Annotated in this window: 24 protein-coding genes; 8 read left to right on the top strand and 16 right to left on the bottom strand. The window is 59.5% G+C overall.

Annotated elements, in window-relative coordinates:
• Positions 1–120: 120 nt before the first annotated feature.
• The 9 genes from D8U18_RS21220 to D8U18_RS21180 form a co-directional block, all read right to left on the bottom strand.
• The gene (locus D8U18_RS21220; RefSeq protein ID WP_056854598.1) at positions 121–1122 is read right to left on the bottom strand and encodes a glutathione S-transferase family protein; all 1002 of its coding nucleotides are present in this window, start codon (positions 1120–1122) and stop codon (positions 121–123) included.
• Between the two features lie 90 nt (positions 1123–1212).
• Entirely contained in the window at positions 1213–2214 is a 1002-nt protein-coding gene (locus D8U18_RS21215) for a glycosyl transferase family protein (protein WP_056854597.1), read from the bottom strand.
• Positions 2211–2546, bottom strand: a complete 336-nt coding sequence (locus tag D8U18_RS21210; protein ID WP_056854596.1) for a TusE/DsrC/DsvC family sulfur relay protein — start codon at positions 2544–2546, stop codon at positions 2211–2213. The genes D8U18_RS21215 and D8U18_RS21210 overlap by 4 nt, the downstream gene beginning before the upstream one ends.
• Entirely contained in the window at positions 2543–2836 is a 294-nt protein-coding gene (tusB, locus tag D8U18_RS21205) for a sulfurtransferase complex subunit TusB (RefSeq protein WP_056854595.1), read from the bottom strand. The genes D8U18_RS21210 and tusB overlap by 4 nt, the downstream gene beginning before the upstream one ends.
• Positions 2836–3198, bottom strand: a complete 363-nt coding sequence (tusC, locus tag D8U18_RS21200) for a sulfurtransferase complex subunit TusC (RefSeq protein WP_130906296.1) — start codon at positions 3196–3198, stop codon at positions 2836–2838. The genes tusB and tusC overlap by 1 nt, the downstream gene beginning before the upstream one ends.
• Position 3199: 1 nt before the next feature.
• Positions 3200–3592 (bottom strand): sulfurtransferase complex subunit TusD, encoded by a 393-nt coding sequence (gene tusD / locus D8U18_RS21195; protein WP_056854888.1) that lies wholly within the window; start codon positions 3590–3592, stop codon positions 3200–3202.
• Between the two features lie 198 nt (positions 3593–3790).
• Positions 3791–4495 (bottom strand): YoaK family protein, encoded by a 705-nt coding sequence (locus D8U18_RS21190; protein ID WP_056854593.1) that lies wholly within the window; start codon positions 4493–4495, stop codon positions 3791–3793.
• A gap of 25 nt (positions 4496–4520) precedes the next feature.
• On the bottom strand, positions 4521–4850 hold the full coding sequence (locus D8U18_RS21185; protein WP_131108355.1) for a DUF6388 family protein: 330 nt from the start codon (positions 4848–4850) through the stop codon (positions 4521–4523).
• Positions 4851–4870: 20 nt separating this feature from the next.
• Entirely contained in the window at positions 4871–5119 is a 249-nt protein-coding gene (locus tag D8U18_RS21180) for a hypothetical protein (protein ID WP_056854591.1), read from the bottom strand.
• Between the two features lie 146 nt (positions 5120–5265).
• Between D8U18_RS21180 and D8U18_RS21170 the strand changes: the two genes are divergently transcribed.
• Positions 5266–5616: a hypothetical protein gene (locus D8U18_RS21170; protein ID WP_056854590.1), complete on the top strand. Its 351-nt coding sequence runs from the start codon at positions 5266–5268 to the stop codon at positions 5614–5616.
• 92 nt (positions 5617–5708) lie between these two features.
• On the opposite strand, the gene D8U18_RS21165 is transcribed toward D8U18_RS21170, so the two are convergent.
• On the bottom strand, positions 5709–6140 hold the full coding sequence (locus D8U18_RS21165) for a GNAT family N-acetyltransferase (RefSeq protein ID WP_130906298.1): 432 nt from the start codon (positions 6138–6140) through the stop codon (positions 5709–5711).
• Positions 6141–6285: 145 nt separating this feature from the next.
• Here D8U18_RS21165 and D8U18_RS21160 point away from each other — a divergent pair, with 145 nt between their 5' ends.
• Positions 6286–6723: a hemerythrin domain-containing protein gene (locus D8U18_RS21160; protein WP_056854588.1), complete on the top strand. Its 438-nt coding sequence runs from the start codon at positions 6286–6288 to the stop codon at positions 6721–6723.
• A 118-nt stretch (positions 6724–6841) separates the two neighbouring features.
• Here D8U18_RS21160 and D8U18_RS21155 read toward each other — a convergent pair whose 3' ends face one another.
• On the bottom strand, positions 6842–7354 hold the full coding sequence (locus D8U18_RS21155; protein WP_131108354.1) for a methylated-DNA--[protein]-cysteine S-methyltransferase: 513 nt from the start codon (positions 7352–7354) through the stop codon (positions 6842–6844).
• Positions 7355–7490: 136 nt separating this feature from the next.
• On the opposite strand from D8U18_RS21155, the gene ggt reads away from it, so the two are divergent.
• From ggt to D8U18_RS21140, 3 genes are all read left to right on the top strand, one after another.
• Positions 7491–9218: a gamma-glutamyltransferase gene (gene ggt / locus D8U18_RS21150; RefSeq protein ID WP_131108353.1), complete on the top strand. Its 1728-nt coding sequence runs from the start codon at positions 7491–7493 to the stop codon at positions 9216–9218.
• A gap of 68 nt (positions 9219–9286) precedes the next feature.
• Complete coding sequence (locus D8U18_RS21145; RefSeq protein WP_056854585.1) at positions 9287–9823, top strand: cysteine hydrolase family protein; 537 nt, start codon at positions 9287–9289, stop codon at positions 9821–9823.
• Between the two features lie 430 nt (positions 9824–10253).
• Complete coding sequence (locus tag D8U18_RS21140) at positions 10254–11354, top strand: sterol desaturase family protein (RefSeq protein WP_131108352.1); 1101 nt, start codon at positions 10254–10256, stop codon at positions 11352–11354.
• On the opposite strand, the gene D8U18_RS21135 is transcribed toward D8U18_RS21140, so the two are convergent.
• Positions 11257–11979, bottom strand: a complete 723-nt coding sequence (locus D8U18_RS21135; RefSeq protein ID WP_130906300.1) for a L,D-transpeptidase family protein — start codon at positions 11977–11979, stop codon at positions 11257–11259. The genes D8U18_RS21140 and D8U18_RS21135 overlap by 98 nt on opposite strands.
• Positions 11976–12734 (bottom strand): M15 family metallopeptidase, encoded by a 759-nt coding sequence (locus tag D8U18_RS21130; protein ID WP_131108351.1) that lies wholly within the window; start codon positions 12732–12734, stop codon positions 11976–11978. The genes D8U18_RS21135 and D8U18_RS21130 overlap by 4 nt, the downstream gene beginning before the upstream one ends.
• A gap of 220 nt (positions 12735–12954) precedes the next feature.
• Here D8U18_RS21130 and D8U18_RS21125 point away from each other — a divergent pair, with 220 nt between their 5' ends.
• Positions 12955–13413: a GNAT family N-acetyltransferase gene (locus tag D8U18_RS21125; RefSeq protein ID WP_131108350.1), complete on the top strand. Its 459-nt coding sequence runs from the start codon at positions 12955–12957 to the stop codon at positions 13411–13413.
• Between the two features lie 59 nt (positions 13414–13472).
• Here the strand turns inward: D8U18_RS21125 and D8U18_RS21120 are convergent, their stop codons facing one another.
• Positions 13473–13787 (bottom strand): NIPSNAP family protein, encoded by a 315-nt coding sequence (locus tag D8U18_RS21120; RefSeq protein ID WP_056854580.1) that lies wholly within the window; start codon positions 13785–13787, stop codon positions 13473–13475.
• A 47-nt stretch (positions 13788–13834) separates the two neighbouring features.
• Positions 13835–14740, bottom strand: coding sequence for a LysR family transcriptional regulator (locus D8U18_RS21115; protein ID WP_056854579.1), 906 nt, complete (start codon positions 14738–14740; stop codon positions 13835–13837).
• Between the two features lie 130 nt (positions 14741–14870).
• On the opposite strand from D8U18_RS21115, the gene D8U18_RS21110 reads away from it, so the two are divergent.
• Positions 14871–15701, top strand: coding sequence for an oxidoreductase (locus D8U18_RS21110; protein ID WP_056854578.1), 831 nt, complete (start codon positions 14871–14873; stop codon positions 15699–15701).
• Positions 15702–15833: 132 nt separating this feature from the next.
• Here D8U18_RS21110 and D8U18_RS29115 read toward each other — a convergent pair whose 3' ends face one another.
• Positions 15834–16415 carry a phage infection protein gene (locus D8U18_RS29115; protein WP_241664345.1) on the bottom strand — a complete coding sequence of 194 codons (582 nt, stop codon included), beginning with the start codon at positions 16413–16415 and terminating at the stop codon, positions 15834–15836.
• Between the two features lie 199 nt (positions 16416–16614).
• Here D8U18_RS29115 and D8U18_RS21100 point away from each other — a divergent pair, with 199 nt between their 5' ends.
• Entirely contained in the window at positions 16615–16998 is a 384-nt protein-coding gene (locus tag D8U18_RS21100) for a cytochrome c family protein (protein WP_056854886.1), read from the top strand.
• Positions 16999–17026: the final 28 nt, after the last annotated feature.

Here is a 17026-nt window from a genome sequence, read left to right as displayed (position 1 = left end):
TGGATCGTTCCCACGCTCTGCGTGGGAATGCATCCAGTGACGCTCTGCGTCACCTCCAGAAGCGGAACGCGGAGCGTCCCCGGCGGCGTTCCCACGCGGAGCGTGGGAACGATCTGAATCTCAAGCCTTGCGCCAAACCCCTTTGCCACTCAACCGCTCGCGATCATGCGGTGCTGTGAAATCCTGCGCCGGGCCTTTGGGCACGATCCCGGTCGGGTTGATGGTCTTGTGGCTGCCGTAGTAGTGGTTCTTGATGTGGGTGAAATCCACCGTCTCGGCGATTCCTGGCCACTGATAAATCTCCCGCAACCAGTTCGACAGGTTCGGATAATCGGCAATGCGCTGCAGGTTGCACTTGAAGTGGCCGTAATACACCGCATCAAAACGAATCAGCGTGGTGAACAGGCGGATATCAGCCTCGGTCAGGTACTCACCGGCCAGATAGCGGTTGGCGCCCAGCAACTGTTCCAGTCGGTCCAGTTCGGCAAACAACTCGTCGAACGCCTGTTCATAGGCCTGCTGAGAAGTGGCGAACCCTGCACGGTACACGCCGTTGTTCACCGCCGGATAAATCCGTTCGTTCAGTGCGTCGATCTCACTGCGCAACGGTGCCGGGTAAAAATCCAGGTCATTGCCGGTCAACTCGTCGAAGGCGCCATTGAACATGCGGATGATTTCCGATGATTCATTGTTGACGATGTGCTGACGCTGTTTGTCCCAGAGCACCGGCACGGTGACGCGACCGCTGTAATCGACGGCATCGGCGGTGTAGCGCTGGTGCAGGAAGGTCAGGCCGTCGAGCTTGTCACCGGTCGAACCCAGAGCCTTGTCGAACGTCCAGCCGTTTTCCAGCATCAGCCAACTGACCACCGACACATCGATCAGGTTTTCGAGGCCTTTGAGTTTGCGCAGGATCAACGTGCGATGAGCCCACGGACAGGCGAGGGAAACGTACAGGTGATAGCGCCCGGGCTCGGCGGCAAAGCCACCGACGCCGCTCGGGCCAGGCTGGCCGTCGGCAGTCACCCAGTTGCGACGTTGCGCCTGCTCACGTTGGAACGCGCCGTCCTTGCTGCTTTCATACCACTTGTCTTGCCAGCGACCTTCAACTAACAAACCCATGTCCAGGACTCCTCAACCGATAAGCGTTGGAGAGGAGTCTATGCCGATGAGTTCGAACAAAAAGCGCAAAGTTCGGGCGTCAATGATCGATTAAATCGATTTATCCCGGGCGTTCCAGTATTTCTCAGCCGTTTCGAATGCTTGTTCACGACTCTGGCCGAGGCCGCGCAAGGCCAAAGCCATGGTCGCGATCAGGGCCATTTGCGGGTAGCTGTCGACCACATCGCCGCGCCATACGGCCTTGAGGTGTGCAGGGTCGAGACTGGAAGGTTTGACGTGACGCTGGCTCGACAGCTGCGGCCATTCCTCATCCCAGCTTGCGCCGCCGGTGGTGCCGTACAAGTGGCTGTCGGCGTCCGGGTTGATCTCGATCTCGCCGCCGTCTCCCTTGACCACGATGGCGGTGTCGCCGAGCAGACCGCTGGCATCACGATGCACGGCTTGATAACCGGGGTGGAAGATACTTTGCAAGCCGCAGCGGGCCCCCAGCGGATTGAGAATCCGCGCCAGCGAATGGATCGGCGAACGCAGCCCGAGGGTGTTGCGCAGGTCGATCATCCGTTGCAGTTGCGGTGCCCAGTCCACCAGCGGCATGAACGCCAGGCCACCGTTGTCCAGAGCCGTGCCGACCTGCTGCCAGTTGCGGCACAACGGAATCTGCAGCTCATCCAGCAATTGCTCGCTGTACAGCCGGCCCGCGGTGTGCGCGCCGCCACCGTGCATGAAAATCCGCACGCCGTTCTGCGAAAGGCATTTGGCGGCCAACAGATACCATGGCAAATGGCGCTTTTTGCCGGCGTAGGTCGGCCAGTCCAGATCCACCGCCAATGCCGGCGCTTGCAGGCGCTCGCGCAAAGCCTCGGTGAACCCGGCCATTTCCTCGGCGCTTTCTTCTTTATGCCGCAACAGCATCAGGAACGCGCCGAGTTGGGTTTCCTCGACCTTCTCATCAAGCACCATGCCCATGGCTTCGCGGGCTTCCGAGCGCGTCAGGTCGCGGGCGCCGCGTTTGCCTTTGCCGAGAATCCGCACGAACTGGGCGAATGGGTGCTCGGCAGGTGTTTCAAGGGTCAGCGCTGGATAGTCGGTCATAAGCAATTCGTCGGTTTGGGCAGGCCCGCCAGTTTCGCGGCGAGTTTGGCGGGGGTGCCTTTGAACAATCGGTTCAGGTGCAGGCTGTTGCCTTTTTCCGGACCGAGCTTCAATGCGGTGTATTTGATCAGTGGGCGGGTGGCGGGCGACAGCTGGAATTCGGCGTAGAAACTGCGCAGCAGTTCGAGGATTTCCCAGTGTTCGGCGCTCAGCTCGATGTCTTCCGCAGCCGCCAGGGCACAGGCGACTTCAGCCGACCAGTCGCTCAGTTCGAGCAGAAAACCGTCTTTGTCCAATTCGATGGCGCGTGCGCCGACCGTCAGTGCATTCATAGCCAACTGTTGACCTTGTCGTGGCGCAGCGACAGTTCGACGAAGGCCGGGTAATCGATGGCATTGGCCCAGTCAGGAACGTCGATGGCGCGGGCCTGGGCATCTTCGGCCAGGACATACAGTTGCAGGCCGCGGGCATGCAGCGTGGTGAACGGCGCGGTGCCCGGTTGCAAGGCATAGGCCGCGTCGCCGGACAGCAGCAGTGCGTCATTGCTGCCGATCAACCGCAGGCAACTGTTCAGGCGTTCGTCGCCGAAAGGGGAATGAGACAACACATGCAAAGTCGACATCAGAGAGTGATCACCTGGTCGTATCGGTCAATAAGGGCGGTGATTTCGTTGGCAGCCAGCACCCGGGCTTCTTTCAGCGATAGAGCGCTCGGGTCCAGCCCGCGCTGCGCCGTGCTGTCGGCGCAGACAAACAGTTCTTCAACGCCGAACATCGGCAAGGCCTGCAGGTTGGCGCTCAAGTCTTTCTGTTGCAAAGCCTTGGCATCCTGTCTGGTCGCGAGCTGGAACACGCCGTCATCGAGAAACAGCAAGCCGATCGGCAGATCGAAAGCGCCGCCGGCCAGCACGATGTCCAGCGCTTCCCGGGCACCGGGGCCGGACCACGGTGCCTGACGGCTGATGATCAACAAGGATTTGGCCATGTCAGGCGCCTCCGAAACAGATCAGGCGGTCGGCGTCTTGCACCGCATCATGCAATTGGCCGAGGCCGGACAATTCCCACGGTGCGCCGACGGCGACAGCTTCACGTTGATAGCGTTTGGCTTCTTCCTCGTTCAACACACCCCGGCGCAGGGCGGCGGCGATGCACACCACGCCATCGAGTTTTTGCTCGCTGACAAAAGCACGCCATTGTTTTGGCAAGTCCTGCTCATCCTGCGGCGTCACTACGCTGCCGGATGCGTTGTGGACGCCATCCTGGTAGAAAAACAGCCGGACAATCTCGTGCCCACCGGCCAGCGCCGCTTGGGCGAACAGCAAGGCGCGGCGCGAGGAGGGCGCATGGGCGGCGGAAAACACGGCGATGGCGAACTTCATGACGGACTCGATCAGCGAAACTGCGGCCATGATAAAGCTTTATCGGCGCAGGGGCTAAGTCGATGTCGCCTGTGCGGACCTTATCGCTGGCAAGCCAGCTCCCACAGGTTATGTAGTGACACTACAATCTCAATCATTTCACAAATCCCTGTGGGAGCTGGCTTGCCAGCGATGAGACCAGAGCGGGCGATACAAAATTCAGCGTGGCATGTAGCCCAACTGCCAACGCCGCGGAATCCTCAGCGACAACACCCCCAGCGCCGCCGCCAGCAAACCACTGGCAAACAGTGCCTTGAGCCCAAAGTGGTGTTCCAGCACCGCACCGAGTATTGCGCCGGCAAACATGCCGGTCCAGGGGATCAATTGCACCCGCCAGCCGTCGCGTCGTTCGCCAAGCAGCCAGCGTCCCAATCCACGCCCGAAACGCGACAGGGCACCGGTGACGTAGGTCAGGCCGACCGGTAAACCATTGACCTGTTCCACCGCGGCGTTGAGCATGCCCATCGCGATGATCGCCGCCAGCAAGGCCGGCATTTGCGTGTCGTATGGCCATGCCGCTGCAGCGCAGAGCAGGGCGGCAATGCACAACATCAAAGGCAGCGCCCGGCGACCACCCCAGCGACTGACGATAATCCCCAGCGCGTTACCGAGGATGAACGTGGCGACGAGGATCACCAGACGCAAGGTCAAACCCAGGTCACCGGCGCTGATCGCGACGGCCATGCGCGTGGTGTTGCCACTCATGAACGAAACAAAATCGCCGCTGGCCATGAAACCGATAGCGTCGGTCATGCCGGCCAATACCGAAAGCATGGCCACCAGGCTCAGGCCGATGCGCCCGCGCCATTTCTGTGTGTGCAGGTGGCCGGGGCTGGCGTGAGTTCTGGAGGCGGAAGGCAGCATGGGCGATGGCGTCCTTGAGCGGTGGTCAGGATTTTATCCCGTACAAGTCGCAATACTCCAGCCAGTCCATGCCGGCCATTTCCGCGACCTCCCGGTGCACCTCAAGGCGCTGGGCCTCGTATTCCTGCGGTGTGGCAGAGGTCAATTGCAGGGTCAGTTCCCAGGCAAACAAACCAAGGCGCTCGGCTTCGGCTTCGAAGGCTTCATGCAAACGCTCCTCGCGAAACTGCGCGAGGGTCTCGCCTTTGGCCTGGGCCAGCAACGGGTTGAGGTTGTCCAGTTCGATGCGCAGTTCGGGGTGGTCATCGAGAAACTTGTTCAATGCCTGTTCATGTTGCAGCTCGGATGCCGCCATGGTCACTCCTCGGGAACGGATTACGAAGACTGTTTCTTGCTGGCCTTGGCCGCTGCCGCCAGACATTCGAGGGCAAACTGCTCGGTGTAGGTCATCTGGATCGGCGTGGTTTCGCCTTTGACGGTCCTCTCACCGTCGAGGATGTAGCGAATCCGCTTGTCGGTGACGCCGATCCGCTTGGCGATCCAGGAGGGCGTCTGGCCTATCTGGCTGATCAGTTTGTCAGCGTATTCAGTGGTCGGTTTGTAAAACTCGGCGTTGGGGATCATTGGGCTTCCAGTCAAGGTGCGATGCAGCGTCATGGCGCGACAGGGTGCGCGAATCGTCGCGTGGTGTCGCGTTATAAATGCAGTAAAGCAGAACGATACCCTGTGCCACGGTGATACAGTCCGCTTTTTCCTGATGAGTGAATGCAATGCGAATTCTGATGGTGGCGCTGGCCGCTACCTTGCTGGCGGGATGCGCGGGCTCGGCAATGAACGATGCGCGTACCAAAGCCCCGTACAAAACCCTGAACTCGGACAAACCGGCGAAAGACGTCGCCCAGTGTGTGCAGTTTTCGTGGCAGGACGAAACGGTATTCGGTGTTGACGCTGCTGCGTACCTGGAACCGGCCGAGAAGGGCGGCACTACGGTCTACACCCGTTCCGCGGAGTCTTTTGTGGACGTGACCACCGATGCCTCGGGCACTGTGTTGAGCTACTACGCGCAACAGGATGACTTCGTCGCCAAACGCCGGTTGGCGGCATTGGCCACTTGTCTCTAATCGAATGGCGTGACACAAACCCCTGGTAGGAGCCGGCTTGCTGGCGATGGCGTCTATGAAATCCCCATCGCCAGCAAGCCGGCTCCTACAGGTTACAGGTCGTTTCTCAAGCGTTTCTGGAAGAAAAAGTGCTTGTGCCCTGGTGGGTAGTCGGCGATGTGTCCGACTTCGCTGTAGCCGCATTTCCTGTAGAACTCCGGTGCCTGGAATTCAAAGGTTTCCAGCCACAGGCCGACGCATTCCTTTTCCCGGGCCAGGTCTTCGGCCATCTCCATCAGCTTCGTGCCCATGCCCTGGCCACGGGCCTGTTCCGGCACCGCCAGCAGGTCGATGAACAACCATTGATAAAACAACCGGGCGTAAACACCGCCAACAATCTGATCGTTGTCATCGCGTACCAGCAACGCGATGTGTTCCGGCGGCGGGCTGGCTGATTTCGAAGCATTGTAGGCGCGCAGCGGCACGAGGATCGCCTCGCGCTCTTCGTTGCTGGGGTTGGTCTTGCGTTCGATACGCAGGGTCATGGCTATATCCTTATGGCTGTGAACACTCAGCCTATCGTGCTCGGCGGCAATGTTCCATCAGCGCAACGCGGGTGGAACCGTCGCCCGCGCGCGGATGTCACTGATTAAGACGCGTCTTCCCGAACGCGACCGATGAGGACAATCCGTGAATATTTTCGAAGCCTTGCGCGAAAGCCATGAACGCCAGCGTACCTATGCCAAGGCGCTGATCCAGACCAGTGGCGACACCCCCGAGCGGGTCGAGGCGTACAAACAGCTCAAGGCTGAACTCCAGGCCCATGAAACCGCTGAAGAGCGGCATTTCTACATCCCGCTGATGGAGTTCGATAACGGCGTCGACCTCAGCCGCCATGCGATTGCCGAACATCACGAAATGGACGAAATGATGGAGGAACTGGACGAAACCGAGATGTCCAGCCCGGCCTGGCTCGCGACCGCCAAGAAGCTGTCGGAAAAGGTTCATCACCATCTCAAGGAGGAAGAGCAGAAATTCTTCCAGATGGCTGGTAAGTTGCTCGACGACAAGCAGAAAGAAGCGCTGGCAGGACAATACGAGAAGGAATACCAGGCGCAGCTCTCCTGAGGTATTGCTCCCCCCTGTAGGAGCGAGCCTGCTCGCGATGGATTCGCAAACACCGCGGGGATTCAGATTTCCCGCGTTATCGTTGAAGACCATCGCGAGCAGGCTCGCTGCTACAGGATTAGAAGCCAGGCAGGCGCGCTGTGGCGGGCCAATGTCCGCCCTCCAGCGTCAATAGCAGTTCTTTCGCTTCCAGCCCCCCGGCAAAACCGGTCAATTTTCCCGACGCACCGATTACCCGATTGCACGGTGCAATGATCGATAGCGGGTTCTTGCCATTCGCCGCTCCAACCGCCCTTACCGCGGTCGGGTTGCCGATCTGTTCGGCAATCTGGCTGTAGCTGCGAGTCTCGCCAAACGGAATGGTCAGTAGCGCTGCCCAAACCTGCTTTTGAAATTCCGTTCCGGAAAAATCCAGCTCCAGATCGAAGTTTCGGCGTGTGCCGGCGAAATACTCGCGCAGTTGCGCGGCGGCACGTATCAGGATCGGAGAGTCCGGCGCTTCGCTCATCGGTCCCAGGCGCACTCGGCCCGGTCTGTCGTTTTCCCAGAGGATGGCCACCAGTCTCGAACCTTTCGCCACCAGCTTCAATTCGCCAACCGGGGAAGCCAGAGTGGTGCAGGTGAAAGTCATGGCGCTAGCCCCGTCTGATTGTTGAACAGGCGTTAAGGATACTGCTTCTCAAGGGAGGCGCAATGCGCAATCCCGACCATACTTGGCTACTGCTTTTGACGAATTTTCCGACTTTAAAACAAGAAGAGACCGACTCATGAAGTACGAACCTTTTGCCAAAACGCTGATAGCGACCTCATTGGCGCTCAGCTGTCTGACGGCCCACGCGGCCTCTGTGGCCCCGGTCGCCGCTGAAAACGGCATGGTGGTCACCGCTCAGCACCTGGCCAGCCACGTGGGCGTTGATGTTCTGAAAAATGGCGGCAACGCGGTCGACGCCGCTGTCGCGGTGGGTTACGCACTGGCCGTGGTGTATCCGGCGGCGGGTAATCTGGGCGGTGGTGGTTTCATGACCATTCAACTGGCCGACGGGCGCAAGACCTTCCTCGACTTCCGCGAAAAAGCCCCCTTGGCTGCCACTGCCGACATGTACCTCGACAAGGACGGCAACGTCGTGCCGGACCTGAGCACCCGTGGTCACCTGGCTGTCGGCGTGCCGGGCACTGTTTCCGGCATGGAACTGGCCTTGAGCAAATACGGCACCAAGCCACGCAAGGAAGTCATTGCCCCGGCGATCAAACTCGCGGAAGACGGGTTTGTACTGGAGCAGGGCGATGTCGAGTTGCTGGAGTACGCCACCGACGTGTTCAAGAAAGATATCAAGGATTCCGGCGCGATTTTCCTCAGCAACGGCGAGCCGATGCAGGTCGGACAAAAGCTGGTGCAAAAGGACCTCGGCAAAACCCTGCGGGAAATTTCCGAGAAGGGCGCCGACGGCTTCTACAAAGGCTGGGTGGCCGACGCCATCGTCACGTCCAGCCAGGCCAACAAAGGCATCATCACCCAGGCTGACCTCGACAAATACAAGACCCGCGAACTGGCGCCGATCGAATGCGACTACCGCGGTTACCACGTGGTGTCGGCACCGCCACCGAGTTCTGGCGGCGTAGTGATCTGCCAGATCATGAACATCCTCGAAGGCTATCCGATGAAGGACCTGGGCTATCACTCGGCCCAGGGCATGCACTACCAGATCGAAGCGATGCGCCACGCTTACGTCGACCGCAACAGCTACCTGGGGGATCCGGATTTCGTAAAAAACCCGATCGCCCATCTGCTCGACAAAAACTACGCGACCAAGCTGCGCGAAGCGATCAGCCCGCAGAAGGCCGGGGTGTCGAAGGACCTCAAGCCTGGCGTAGCGCCCCACGAAGGCAGCAACACCACCCATTACTCGATCGTCGACAAATGGGGCAACGCGGTGTCGGTGACCTACACCCTCAACGACTGGTTCGGTGCCGGGGTCATGGCCAGCAAGACCGGGGTCATCCTCAACGATGAGATGGACGACTTCACCTCGAAGATCGGCGTGCCCAACATGTACGGCCTGGTGCAGGGCGAGGCCAATGCCATCGCGCCGGGCAAGGCGCCGTTGTCGTCCATGAGCCCGACCATCGTCACCAAGGACGGCAAAGTGGTGATGGTGGTGGGTACGCCGGGCGGCAGCCGGATCATCACGGCCACTCTGCTGACCATGCTCAACGTCATCGACTACGGCATGAACATCCAGGAAGCGGTCGATGCACCGCGATTCCACCAGCAGTGGCTTCCGGAGGAAACCAACCTGGAAACGTTCACCACCAGCCCGGATACGGTGAAGATCCTCGAAAGCTGGGGCCACAAGTTTGCCGGCCCGCAGGATGCCAACCACCTGGCGGCGATCCTGGTTGGCGCGCCGTCACTGGATGGCAAACCGGTGGGCAAGAACCGTTTCTACGGGGCCAACGATCCACGGCGTAACACCGGCTTGTCGCTGGGTTACTAAGGGTTGTGTTCGAGGGGGGACGGACTTATGTTCGTCCCCTGCCACTCTGAATGTTCAAGGAAGGAATCATGACCACCGCATTGTTAATCATCGACGTCCAGCAGGCTCTGTGTTCAGGCGAATACGAGTGCTTCGAGATCGGGCGTGTCATCGATACCATCAACGAGCTTTCTGCGCGTGCGCGCAATGCCGGAGCTCCGGTGGTGATTATCCAGCACGAAGAAGAAGAGGGCAGTCCTTTTGCTCATGACACTGCTGGCTGGCAACTGGCTGAAGGCTTGGCGACTGCGGCCACGGATTGGCGCGTACGCAAGACCACCGGTGATTCGTTCTATCAGACCAACCTGCAAAAACTGCTGCCGGTGCAGGATTTCGATCGCTTGGTCATCTGCGGGCTGCAAACCGATTACTGCGTCAACGCCACCGTGCGCCAGGCATTGAAACTGGGTTACGACGTGGTACTGGCGGCGGATGCACACTCCACCGTCGACAACGGTAACCTCACCGCCGAAGACATCATTGCCGAGCACAACAAGGATCTGGCGCACTTGACCGGCTCGGTAGCGCGGATCGATGTGATCCCGGCTGCTGAAATTCACTTCTGAAAAAACCGAATCTCCCTGAAGGCGCTAGCAGGCTCGCGATGGTGGTGTGTCAGTCGCTGCAGACGGTGAATGTGCCACCCTCATCGCGAGCAGGCTCGCTCCTACAGGTCCCCGGTCTTGATTGACGCATCAGGTCGCACAACTCAGGGCGAACCGAAGATATCCATGAGCAGTGCGTTGCTGTGAGACGCGACTATCGCAAAACAGGCAGGCACGCCTGTTGCCGAAACACAAAAGCCTGAATAAGATACATCCGCAATAGCGTCTGCACTCGATGGTACGGTGCAAACCGGGAAGGCACAGGTCATCGGGCTCGTGCGCCTGGATGTGATGAACGGATGTTGGTCGGAAATGGACTTGTCACTCACAGGGTTTCACCCATTTCCAATCTGGCCAACAACGTACTTGCTTCGAAAGGGGGCAGCCGTTCATGGATGTTCTCGCACCGTTCTACCAATACCTGTTTCGCTGGGTGATCGCACCTGTCAGCGAGCGGTTCCTCGGTCTGTTCGACCTCAATGGCCGCCTCTGTGTGGCATTCCTTTTCATCTCCTATGTCGTTGCCTATGGGTTGTTCCGTTTCAGGAAGCCCCGTGGCCTGACCAATGCGCGTACGTTCTGGCAATTCATCGGCGGCAACCGTGTGCATTTTCATCCTTCGGCATTGCTCGATTACCGCTATTACTTTGTGCGGGCGATCCTCAAGGTCATGCTGGTTGTGCCCGTGGTCGGGCTGGTTGATCCGTATGTTCTGAGTTCCGGCGATTACATCCGTTTTTTCACGCACCTGTGGGGCGCACGGGTGCAGATGGAGGAACATCTGGCGCTGTCCTTGCTCTACGGGCTGGGCGTATTTTTGCTACAGGACTGCATTCATTACTGGGTACATCGTGCCTTTCATTCCCGTTATCTGTGGGCGTTTCACAAGGTTCATCATTCGGCGTCGGTGCTGGTTCCGGTGACGGCCAGTCGCGTGCATTTCAGCGAGATAATAGTCGGGCGGTTGATTGACATCGTTTTCATCAGCGCCTTCGCCGGCGTCTTCTGGTATGCCTGTGGCGGGGAGATCAGCCGCTACACACTGTTTGGTGTGACCTACATGGTGTTCATCCTCAATGCGCTGGCGGCAAACCTGCGGCACAGTCATGTCTGGCTTTCGTTCGGACCGGTAGTCGAGCATGTGCTGAACAGCCCGGCGCAACACCAGATTCATCACAGCGATGCGCCTCGACACTTCAACAAAAACTACGGGGTCAACTTGTCGCTCTGGGACTGGATGTTCGGCACGCTCTACGTCACGCAGTCAAAACCCGAATCCATCCGGTTTGGCACCGGTGAAGCGGACGAGCGTTACCTGACCCTCTACAGCCTGATCGTCATGCCGTTCGTGGAAACTGCAGCAAAGCTGCGCCAGGCAAAGTGCAGTCCTTTGGTCAGCGAGGCGGAAGCTTCCAGTGTTCACGCCACTGCTCGTACTGTGCCTCCGGCAATTGCACCAGCAGTGGGGAACGGCGCGGGTCGAGCCAGTTGAACAACCGCGCGATGTCTTCCGCGGCCATTGCCGTGCAGCCTCGGGTCGGTGTCGTCTGGCCGCGCCAGATGTGCAGGAAGATGCACGAGCCTGCGCCGGGGATGGCCGGTGTGTTGTGTTCGATGAAAATGCCCTGGCGATACAAATCGTCTTTGCGGCGCATGCGTTCGGCGCTGGTCCAGTCCCCGGCGAGTGTCCCGTTGTCGACCAGTTGGTTGTAGCGCGACGACTGGCTGTCATCCACGCATTCGAGGGTTTGCGTCAGTGCGAGATACGGCAGGCGGGTGGCGGCAGAGGTGTCATAGCCGAACGCGGTTCCCAGTTTGAACACACCGGCCGGGGCCTTGCCATCGCCTTCCTGTTTTACCGGTCCCGAGGGGTCCTTCACGACAATCATGCCTTTGCCCCAGCCCATGCCGTGTTTTCCGAGCACCACGGGAAACGCCACTTCGAATTTTTCAAAGCTGTCGCCGTGCCGTTCATAGCGTTGCGCGATGCCCTGGATGGCATCCCAGTTTTTGCTGGTGACCACAATCAGCTGATCGCTGTCGTCGAGTACCTGGGCCACGACTGCAGCGGGCAGCAACAGCACCAGAAACGACCAGGCCTTGATCAGATTGTTCATGGCGCAAGCGGGGTAATGGGGAAGTCCATGACAGTCTTCAATGACGGGTCCCGGGTATACGTGAAGTGCCACCACTCGTTGGCGTAGCCGGTAAACCCTTCCTTTTCCATGGCACGGCTGAGTCGCTGGCGATTGTCCCTGGCCGCCGCGCTGATCAATGGAGAGTCAGTATGGGCACGTTCATCAAAACAATCGAACCCGGTGCCCATGTCGACCGCGCCGTCGTGCCAGCGCTGGCCAACGTCGGCGGTGCAATCGACCGGTGTGACGGCAGGTGTCCAGTTGTCTGCGGGCAGTGCACCGGGGCCGGTCATGGTCAGGTCGACGGTGCCGCCCCGTGAGTGGTTGGAGACTCGCGCCACGTAACCCAGGCGCCAGAAGTCCTGCTTGTCTACCCGTGGGTAAAATTCAGCCTTGCGCGGGTCGCCCGGTTCGTTGGCGAAACGTCCCATGTCGGCCACTGCACGACGGGGGCGGTAGCAGTCGAAGACTTTCAGGCCGTAGCCCTCGGCCTTGAGCGCCGATTGCACCCGTGACAGCGCTTTGGCTGCATCCGCCGCCAACAGGCACTCGGCTGCCTGATAGCCATCCAGCGCATGACCGGTGAAGTTATGGGCGCCGGCATACCGGATGTCCTGCTCAATGCCGGGATCGACGTTGCGCAGATACACCATGTGTTCAGGTTTCGACTCGTCAGCCATGCACGGCAGCGCAAGGCTCAGGCATAGCATCCACAGACCGGGAAAACGCGACATCGGCAACGGCTCCTTGATGACCCATCACTTCATAATGGCTTGAATCGCACTTCACCTCCACAGGTCACGCAACCGGTAGGAGCAAAGCTTGCTCGCGATAGCAGTCTTGCAGTCAACATCTGTGCTGAGTGTGGCGCCGTCATCGCGAGCAAGCTTTGCTCCTACAGGTGGTCAGGGGCTGCTAGGCTGTTAATCCTCGAGACCGCAATGGAGCATCCTCATGGCTATCCAGGCCCTGCGCGCCGACGCATCCCACATCGATATCATTGCCCCATTGTTCGACGCCTACCGGGTTTTTTACCGTCAGCCAACAAACCTGCCTCTGTCCCGTGACTTCATCGCCGAGCGTATTGCCCGGGACGAATCGGTGATCTTCATTGCCGTAGACAGCGACGGCGCAGCATTGGGTTTCGTGCAAATGTTCCCGACATTTTCCTCAATCGACGCGCACCGCACCTGGTTGCTTGGCGACCTGTTCACCACACAGGACGCTCGGGGCAAAGGCGTCGGTACGCTGCTGATGAACACCGCCCGCGACTTTGCCCGGTTGAGCGGTGCCAAGGGCATGACCCTGGAAACCGCTACCGATAACTTCAGCGCCCAGCGTTTGTATGAGTCTTTGGGTTATGTACGCGATGGCGGTTACTACACCTACTGCCTCGATCTGCACCAAGGTTGAGCCCGGGGCTGTCGACGCCCTCCAAGGGACGGTGACGCCGACAATCGTCTGCCGGTTATTTACACCGGGGTGCCGAACACCGGGCGCAAGAAGCTGCGCTCATAGCTGAGGATGCAGCGGGTCTCTTCGGCGTATTTGAACGCGGCGATGCACTCCGGATCGCTCATGGACTGTTGCCGATAGCTTTCGTAAGCCGCCAGGCTCGGGAAAGTGAACAGAGCCATGGCGATGTTGTTGGCACCTTCGGACGGCAAGAAGTAGCCGTGATGCTGGCCGCCGAATTTCTCCACCAGCGGTATCCACAATTTCCCGTAGTGCTCGAACGCTTCGAGCTTGTACGGGTCCAGCACATATTTGAGGTAGCAGGTGACCATCGGTTTTTCTCTCAGTCGGGGTTAATGATTTTTTTCTGTCGGCTGCGTCAGCCCGGATGCTGCTCCCGGGCGGCGCGAGCAAATTCGATGAAGGCTTTGAGCGTCGCCGGCACATGCCGTCGGCTCGGGTAGTACAGGTGCAGGCCCGGGTAGTAGGGGCACCAATCGCCCAGCACCTGGATCAGCCGGCCGTCGGCGACAGGCACCTTGACCATCTCTTCGAAAACGTAAGCCAAACCGACGCCCTGCAGCGCCGGGCCGACCATCAGGCTGACGTCGCCTAAGGTCAGCGGCCCGTCGATTTCGATTTCCTGGGCGATGCCGCCCCGTTCGAACTCCCAGCGATACAGCGAACCACTGGGGAAGCGATGGCGGATGCATGGCAGGCCATGCAAGTCCTCGGGTTTTTGCGGAATGGCATGTTGCTTGAAGAATTCGGGCGAGGCCACCACCACCGAACGCATGTAGGCACCGATGGGCAGCGATACCATATCAGCTTCAAGACGCGCACCGAACCGCACCCCGGCGTGAAACCCCTCCGACACCACGTCGACCAGACCGTCATCGGCGACGATCTCCAGCTTCACGTCCGGATAGGCTTGCAGAAATTTCGCGGCCAGGGGCAGCAGCACCAACTCCGCGGCCTGGCGGCCGGCGGTGATTCGCAGGTTGCCGGAGGGTTTGTCGCGAAAGTTGTTGAGGTCTTCGAGGGCGTCGTCGATGTCGCGAAACGCGGGCTTCAATCGCGCGAACAGACGTTCACCCGCCTCGGTCAGGCCGACGCTGCGGGTGGTGCGATTGAACAACCGCACACCGAGCCGGTTTTCCAGGGTCCGTACCGAATGGCTCAGCGCGGAAGGCGTCAACCCCAGCTCCACCGCCGCCCGGCTGAAGTTCAGGTGAGTGGCCACGCTGAGGAAGGTCGTAAGGTCGGCCGCAGAAGGAACTTTCATTTGTGAGTGCCTTTCACAAAGCCATGCAAAATTGCTGGGATTATCACATCAGTAATCGAGTTTTACAGTGGCGTCAACTCATCAAGAAGGCCCGGCAATCACGCTCGGGTCGTTGTCAGGAGGCGTTGAAATGCGTACTTGGTTGATTACTGGAGCTTCCCGTGGTTTTGGTACCCTCATCGCAGAACAGGCTCTGCGTGCCGGCGACGCGGTGATTGCCACCGCCCGTAAACCCGAAGAAATCATCGCCCGGCTGGGCGATCATCCAAACCTGCTGGCTGTGCGCCTGGACGTGACTCGCGAAGAAGAAGCGCATCAGGCAGTCGCCGAGGGCATAAAGCGTTTTGGCCGCATCGACGTGCTGATCAACAATGCCGGTTTTGGCGTGTTGGGGGCGGTCGAAGAAACCAGCGCCAGCGAGACCGAGCGACTGTTCGCCACCAACGTGTTCGGCGTGCTCAACGTGACGCGTGCAGTACTGCCGCACATGCGCCGCCAGCGTGCCGGGCATGTGATCAACATCTCTTCGATTGGCGGCTACCAGGCCTACATGGGCTGGGGGGTCTATGGTTCCACCAAGTTTGCGGTGGAGGGCATTACCGAAGCGCTGCATCAGGAACTGGCGCCGCTGGGCATTCATGCCACGGTGGTCGAACCGGGCTTCTTCCGCACGGATTTCCTCGACGAACAATCGCTGGTAAAGACCGCGCTGGAACTGCCGGACTACGATGCAACCGTCGGTGCGATGCGCAAGCATGCCGAGGCGGCCAACCATGCGCAGCCGGGTGATCCGGTGAAATTCGCCGAGGCCATGCTCGCCCTGGTCAATGCACCGAAGCCACCGCAACGTCTGGCGCTGGGCAGCGACACCATTGCGAGGATTGAAGCGAAGAACCGCTTTGTCGCCGAGGAACTGGCCGAGTGGAAAGACCTGGCGCTGTCCACTGACTTCAAGGATTGAAGCCAAATTACAAACCGCTTGAAGCAAATAACCTGTGGGAGCGAGCCTGCTCGCGATAGCGGTAGATCAGTCAACAGTGATGTTGAATGTTCCTCCGCCATCGCGAGCAGGCTCGCTCCCACATTATGTATTTCAGCGACATTCCATGCAGAAGTAAGGCATGACGTCGGAGCTGGCATCGTAACCATTGCTGCCATCGGCGTAATGGTTGTGCAGCAATCGGTCGGAACCGCCTTCTGCTACACGTGTGCCGCGCATCGAGTTGTAGCCCGCCGCGACGTTGTTCTGCTTCAGTCGATCGGAACCGTCCGAGGCCAGTTGCCGTTCTCGGAGACGATCCGCACCACCTTCGGCAAGTCGACGTTCCTGTAGCCGATCCGCGCCACCTTCGGCGAGCCGCCGTTCTTGCAGACGGTCGGCACCACCCTCGGCGAGCCGCCGTTCTTGCAGGCGATCCGCGCCGCCCTCGGCAAGTCGACGTTCTTGCAGACGATCCGCGCCGCCCTCGGCGAGTCGCCGTTCCTGCAAGCGATCAGCGCCGCCTTCAGCCAGTTGTCTTTCCTTGATACGGTCGGGCGCGCCTTCGGCAACGTTGTGGGCGGCGGTGCCGGCACCGGTTGTCGTGGCTCCCGCTTCGGCCGCTTGAGTGTTCGCCGCGATGCAACCGAGAGCCGAAAAGAGGGCAATGCCTAACGCGAGTTTGGGGGTGTTCATCATGTTCACCTGGTGGGTCACGGGGTTGTTCACATTCAAGCAAGCCATCTTAATTGGCTTAAAAAACACGTCACTCATGCATAGGTTGGGCAGGCGAACATCTAGGTGTTAAAGATTCATACTCAGGTATGCCAGCGATCCCGGTCATGCTCAAATGGCGAGCATTTTTTATCGCAGGCGACGGTGGAACGGGGTGAACATGAACAAAACGGCGGTGTTGGCGCTCGTCCTGAGCCTCGGATGGCTCAGCATGCAAGCGCAGGCGGCGGGGGACGCCGAGGCGGGCGGCAAGCTGTTCAAGCGAGTGTGCGGTGGCTGCCATCAGGTCGGGGAGTCCGCGAGAGCGTTTTTTGGGCCGCAGCTCAATAATGTGATCGGGCGAGTTGCCGGGAGTACCACGGACTATCAGTACTCCGAGGCCATGAAATCATCTGGAATCGTCTGGACCCGGGAGAAACTGGCGGCGTATATCGAAGATCCGAAGGCTGTGGTGTCGGGGACGCGGATGATTTTCTGGGGGATCAGTGATCAAGAGAAAATTGATGATCTGTTGGCGTATCTGGAGAGGTTCGGCGCGCCTTGAAGGTGGTTGTATATCCGTTGCTTGGGTA

The organism is Pseudomonas sp. Sample_10 (genome assembly GCF_004321495.1).
In the GTDB taxonomy this organism is placed as follows: domain Bacteria; phylum Pseudomonadota; class Gammaproteobacteria; order Pseudomonadales; family Pseudomonadaceae; genus Aquipseudomonas.
Note: the sequence above shows the minus strand (reverse complement) of the source record. Positions and strands in the feature narration are given on the sequence as shown.

Excerpts from the sequence above, each read along its gene's own strand:
- D8U18_RS21190 (WP_056854593.1), bottom strand. The coding sequence starts at position 4,495 with ATGCTGCCTTCCGCCTCCAGAACTCACGCCAGCCCCGGCCACCTGCAC.
- ggt (WP_131108353.1), top strand. The coding sequence starts at position 7,491 with ATGAAGTACGAACCTTTTGCCAAAACGCTGATAGCGACCTCATTGGCG.
- D8U18_RS21180 (WP_056854591.1), bottom strand. The coding sequence starts at position 5,119 with ATGATCCCCAACGCCGAGTTTTACAAACCGACCACTGAATACGCTGAC.
- D8U18_RS21125 (WP_131108350.1), top strand. The coding sequence starts at position 12,955 with ATGGCTATCCAGGCCCTGCGCGCCGACGCATCCCACATCGATATCATT.
- D8U18_RS21210 (WP_056854596.1), bottom strand. The coding sequence starts at position 2,546 with ATGAATGCACTGACGGTCGGCGCACGCGCCATCGAATTGGACAAAGAC.
- D8U18_RS21220 (WP_056854598.1), bottom strand. The coding sequence starts at position 1,122 with ATGGGTTTGTTAGTTGAAGGTCGCTGGCAAGACAAGTGGTATGAAAGC.
- tusD (WP_056854888.1), bottom strand. The coding sequence starts at position 3,592 with ATGAAGTTCGCCATCGCCGTGTTTTCCGCCGCCCATGCGCCCTCCTCG.
- D8U18_RS29115 (WP_241664345.1), bottom strand. The coding sequence starts at position 16,415 with ATGAACACCCCCAAACTCGCGTTAGGCATTGCCCTCTTTTCGGCTCTC.
- D8U18_RS21155 (WP_131108354.1), bottom strand. The coding sequence starts at position 7,354 with ATGACTTTCACCTGCACCACTCTGGCTTCCCCGGTTGGCGAATTGAAG.
- D8U18_RS21135 (WP_130906300.1), bottom strand. The coding sequence starts at position 11,979 with ATGAACAATCTGATCAAGGCCTGGTCGTTTCTGGTGCTGTTGCTGCCC.
- tusC (WP_130906296.1), bottom strand. The coding sequence starts at position 3,198 with ATGGCCAAATCCTTGTTGATCATCAGCCGTCAGGCACCGTGGTCCGGC.
- D8U18_RS21100 (WP_056854886.1), top strand. The coding sequence starts at position 16,615 with ATGAACAAAACGGCGGTGTTGGCGCTCGTCCTGAGCCTCGGATGGCTC.
- tusB (WP_056854595.1), bottom strand. The coding sequence starts at position 2,836 with ATGTCGACTTTGCATGTGTTGTCTCATTCCCCTTTCGGCGACGAACGC.
- D8U18_RS21130 (WP_131108351.1), bottom strand. The coding sequence starts at position 12,734 with ATGTCGCGTTTTCCCGGTCTGTGGATGCTATGCCTGAGCCTTGCGCTG.
- D8U18_RS21145 (WP_056854585.1), top strand. The coding sequence starts at position 9,287 with ATGACCACCGCATTGTTAATCATCGACGTCCAGCAGGCTCTGTGTTCA.
- D8U18_RS21215 (WP_056854597.1), bottom strand. The coding sequence starts at position 2,214 with ATGACCGACTATCCAGCGCTGACCCTTGAAACACCTGCCGAGCACCCA.
- D8U18_RS21110 (WP_056854578.1), top strand. The coding sequence starts at position 14,871 with ATGCGTACTTGGTTGATTACTGGAGCTTCCCGTGGTTTTGGTACCCTC.
- D8U18_RS21170 (WP_056854590.1), top strand. The coding sequence starts at position 5,266 with ATGCGAATTCTGATGGTGGCGCTGGCCGCTACCTTGCTGGCGGGATGC.
- D8U18_RS21165 (WP_130906298.1), bottom strand. The coding sequence starts at position 6,140 with ATGACCCTGCGTATCGAACGCAAGACCAACCCCAGCAACGAAGAGCGC.
- D8U18_RS21120 (WP_056854580.1), bottom strand. The coding sequence starts at position 13,787 with ATGGTCACCTGCTACCTCAAATATGTGCTGGACCCGTACAAGCTCGAA.
- D8U18_RS21185 (WP_131108355.1), bottom strand. The coding sequence starts at position 4,850 with ATGGCGGCATCCGAGCTGCAACATGAACAGGCATTGAACAAGTTTCTC.
- D8U18_RS21115 (WP_056854579.1), bottom strand. The coding sequence starts at position 14,740 with ATGAAAGTTCCTTCTGCGGCCGACCTTACGACCTTCCTCAGCGTGGCC.
- D8U18_RS21140 (WP_131108352.1), top strand. The coding sequence starts at position 10,254 with ATGGATGTTCTCGCACCGTTCTACCAATACCTGTTTCGCTGGGTGATC.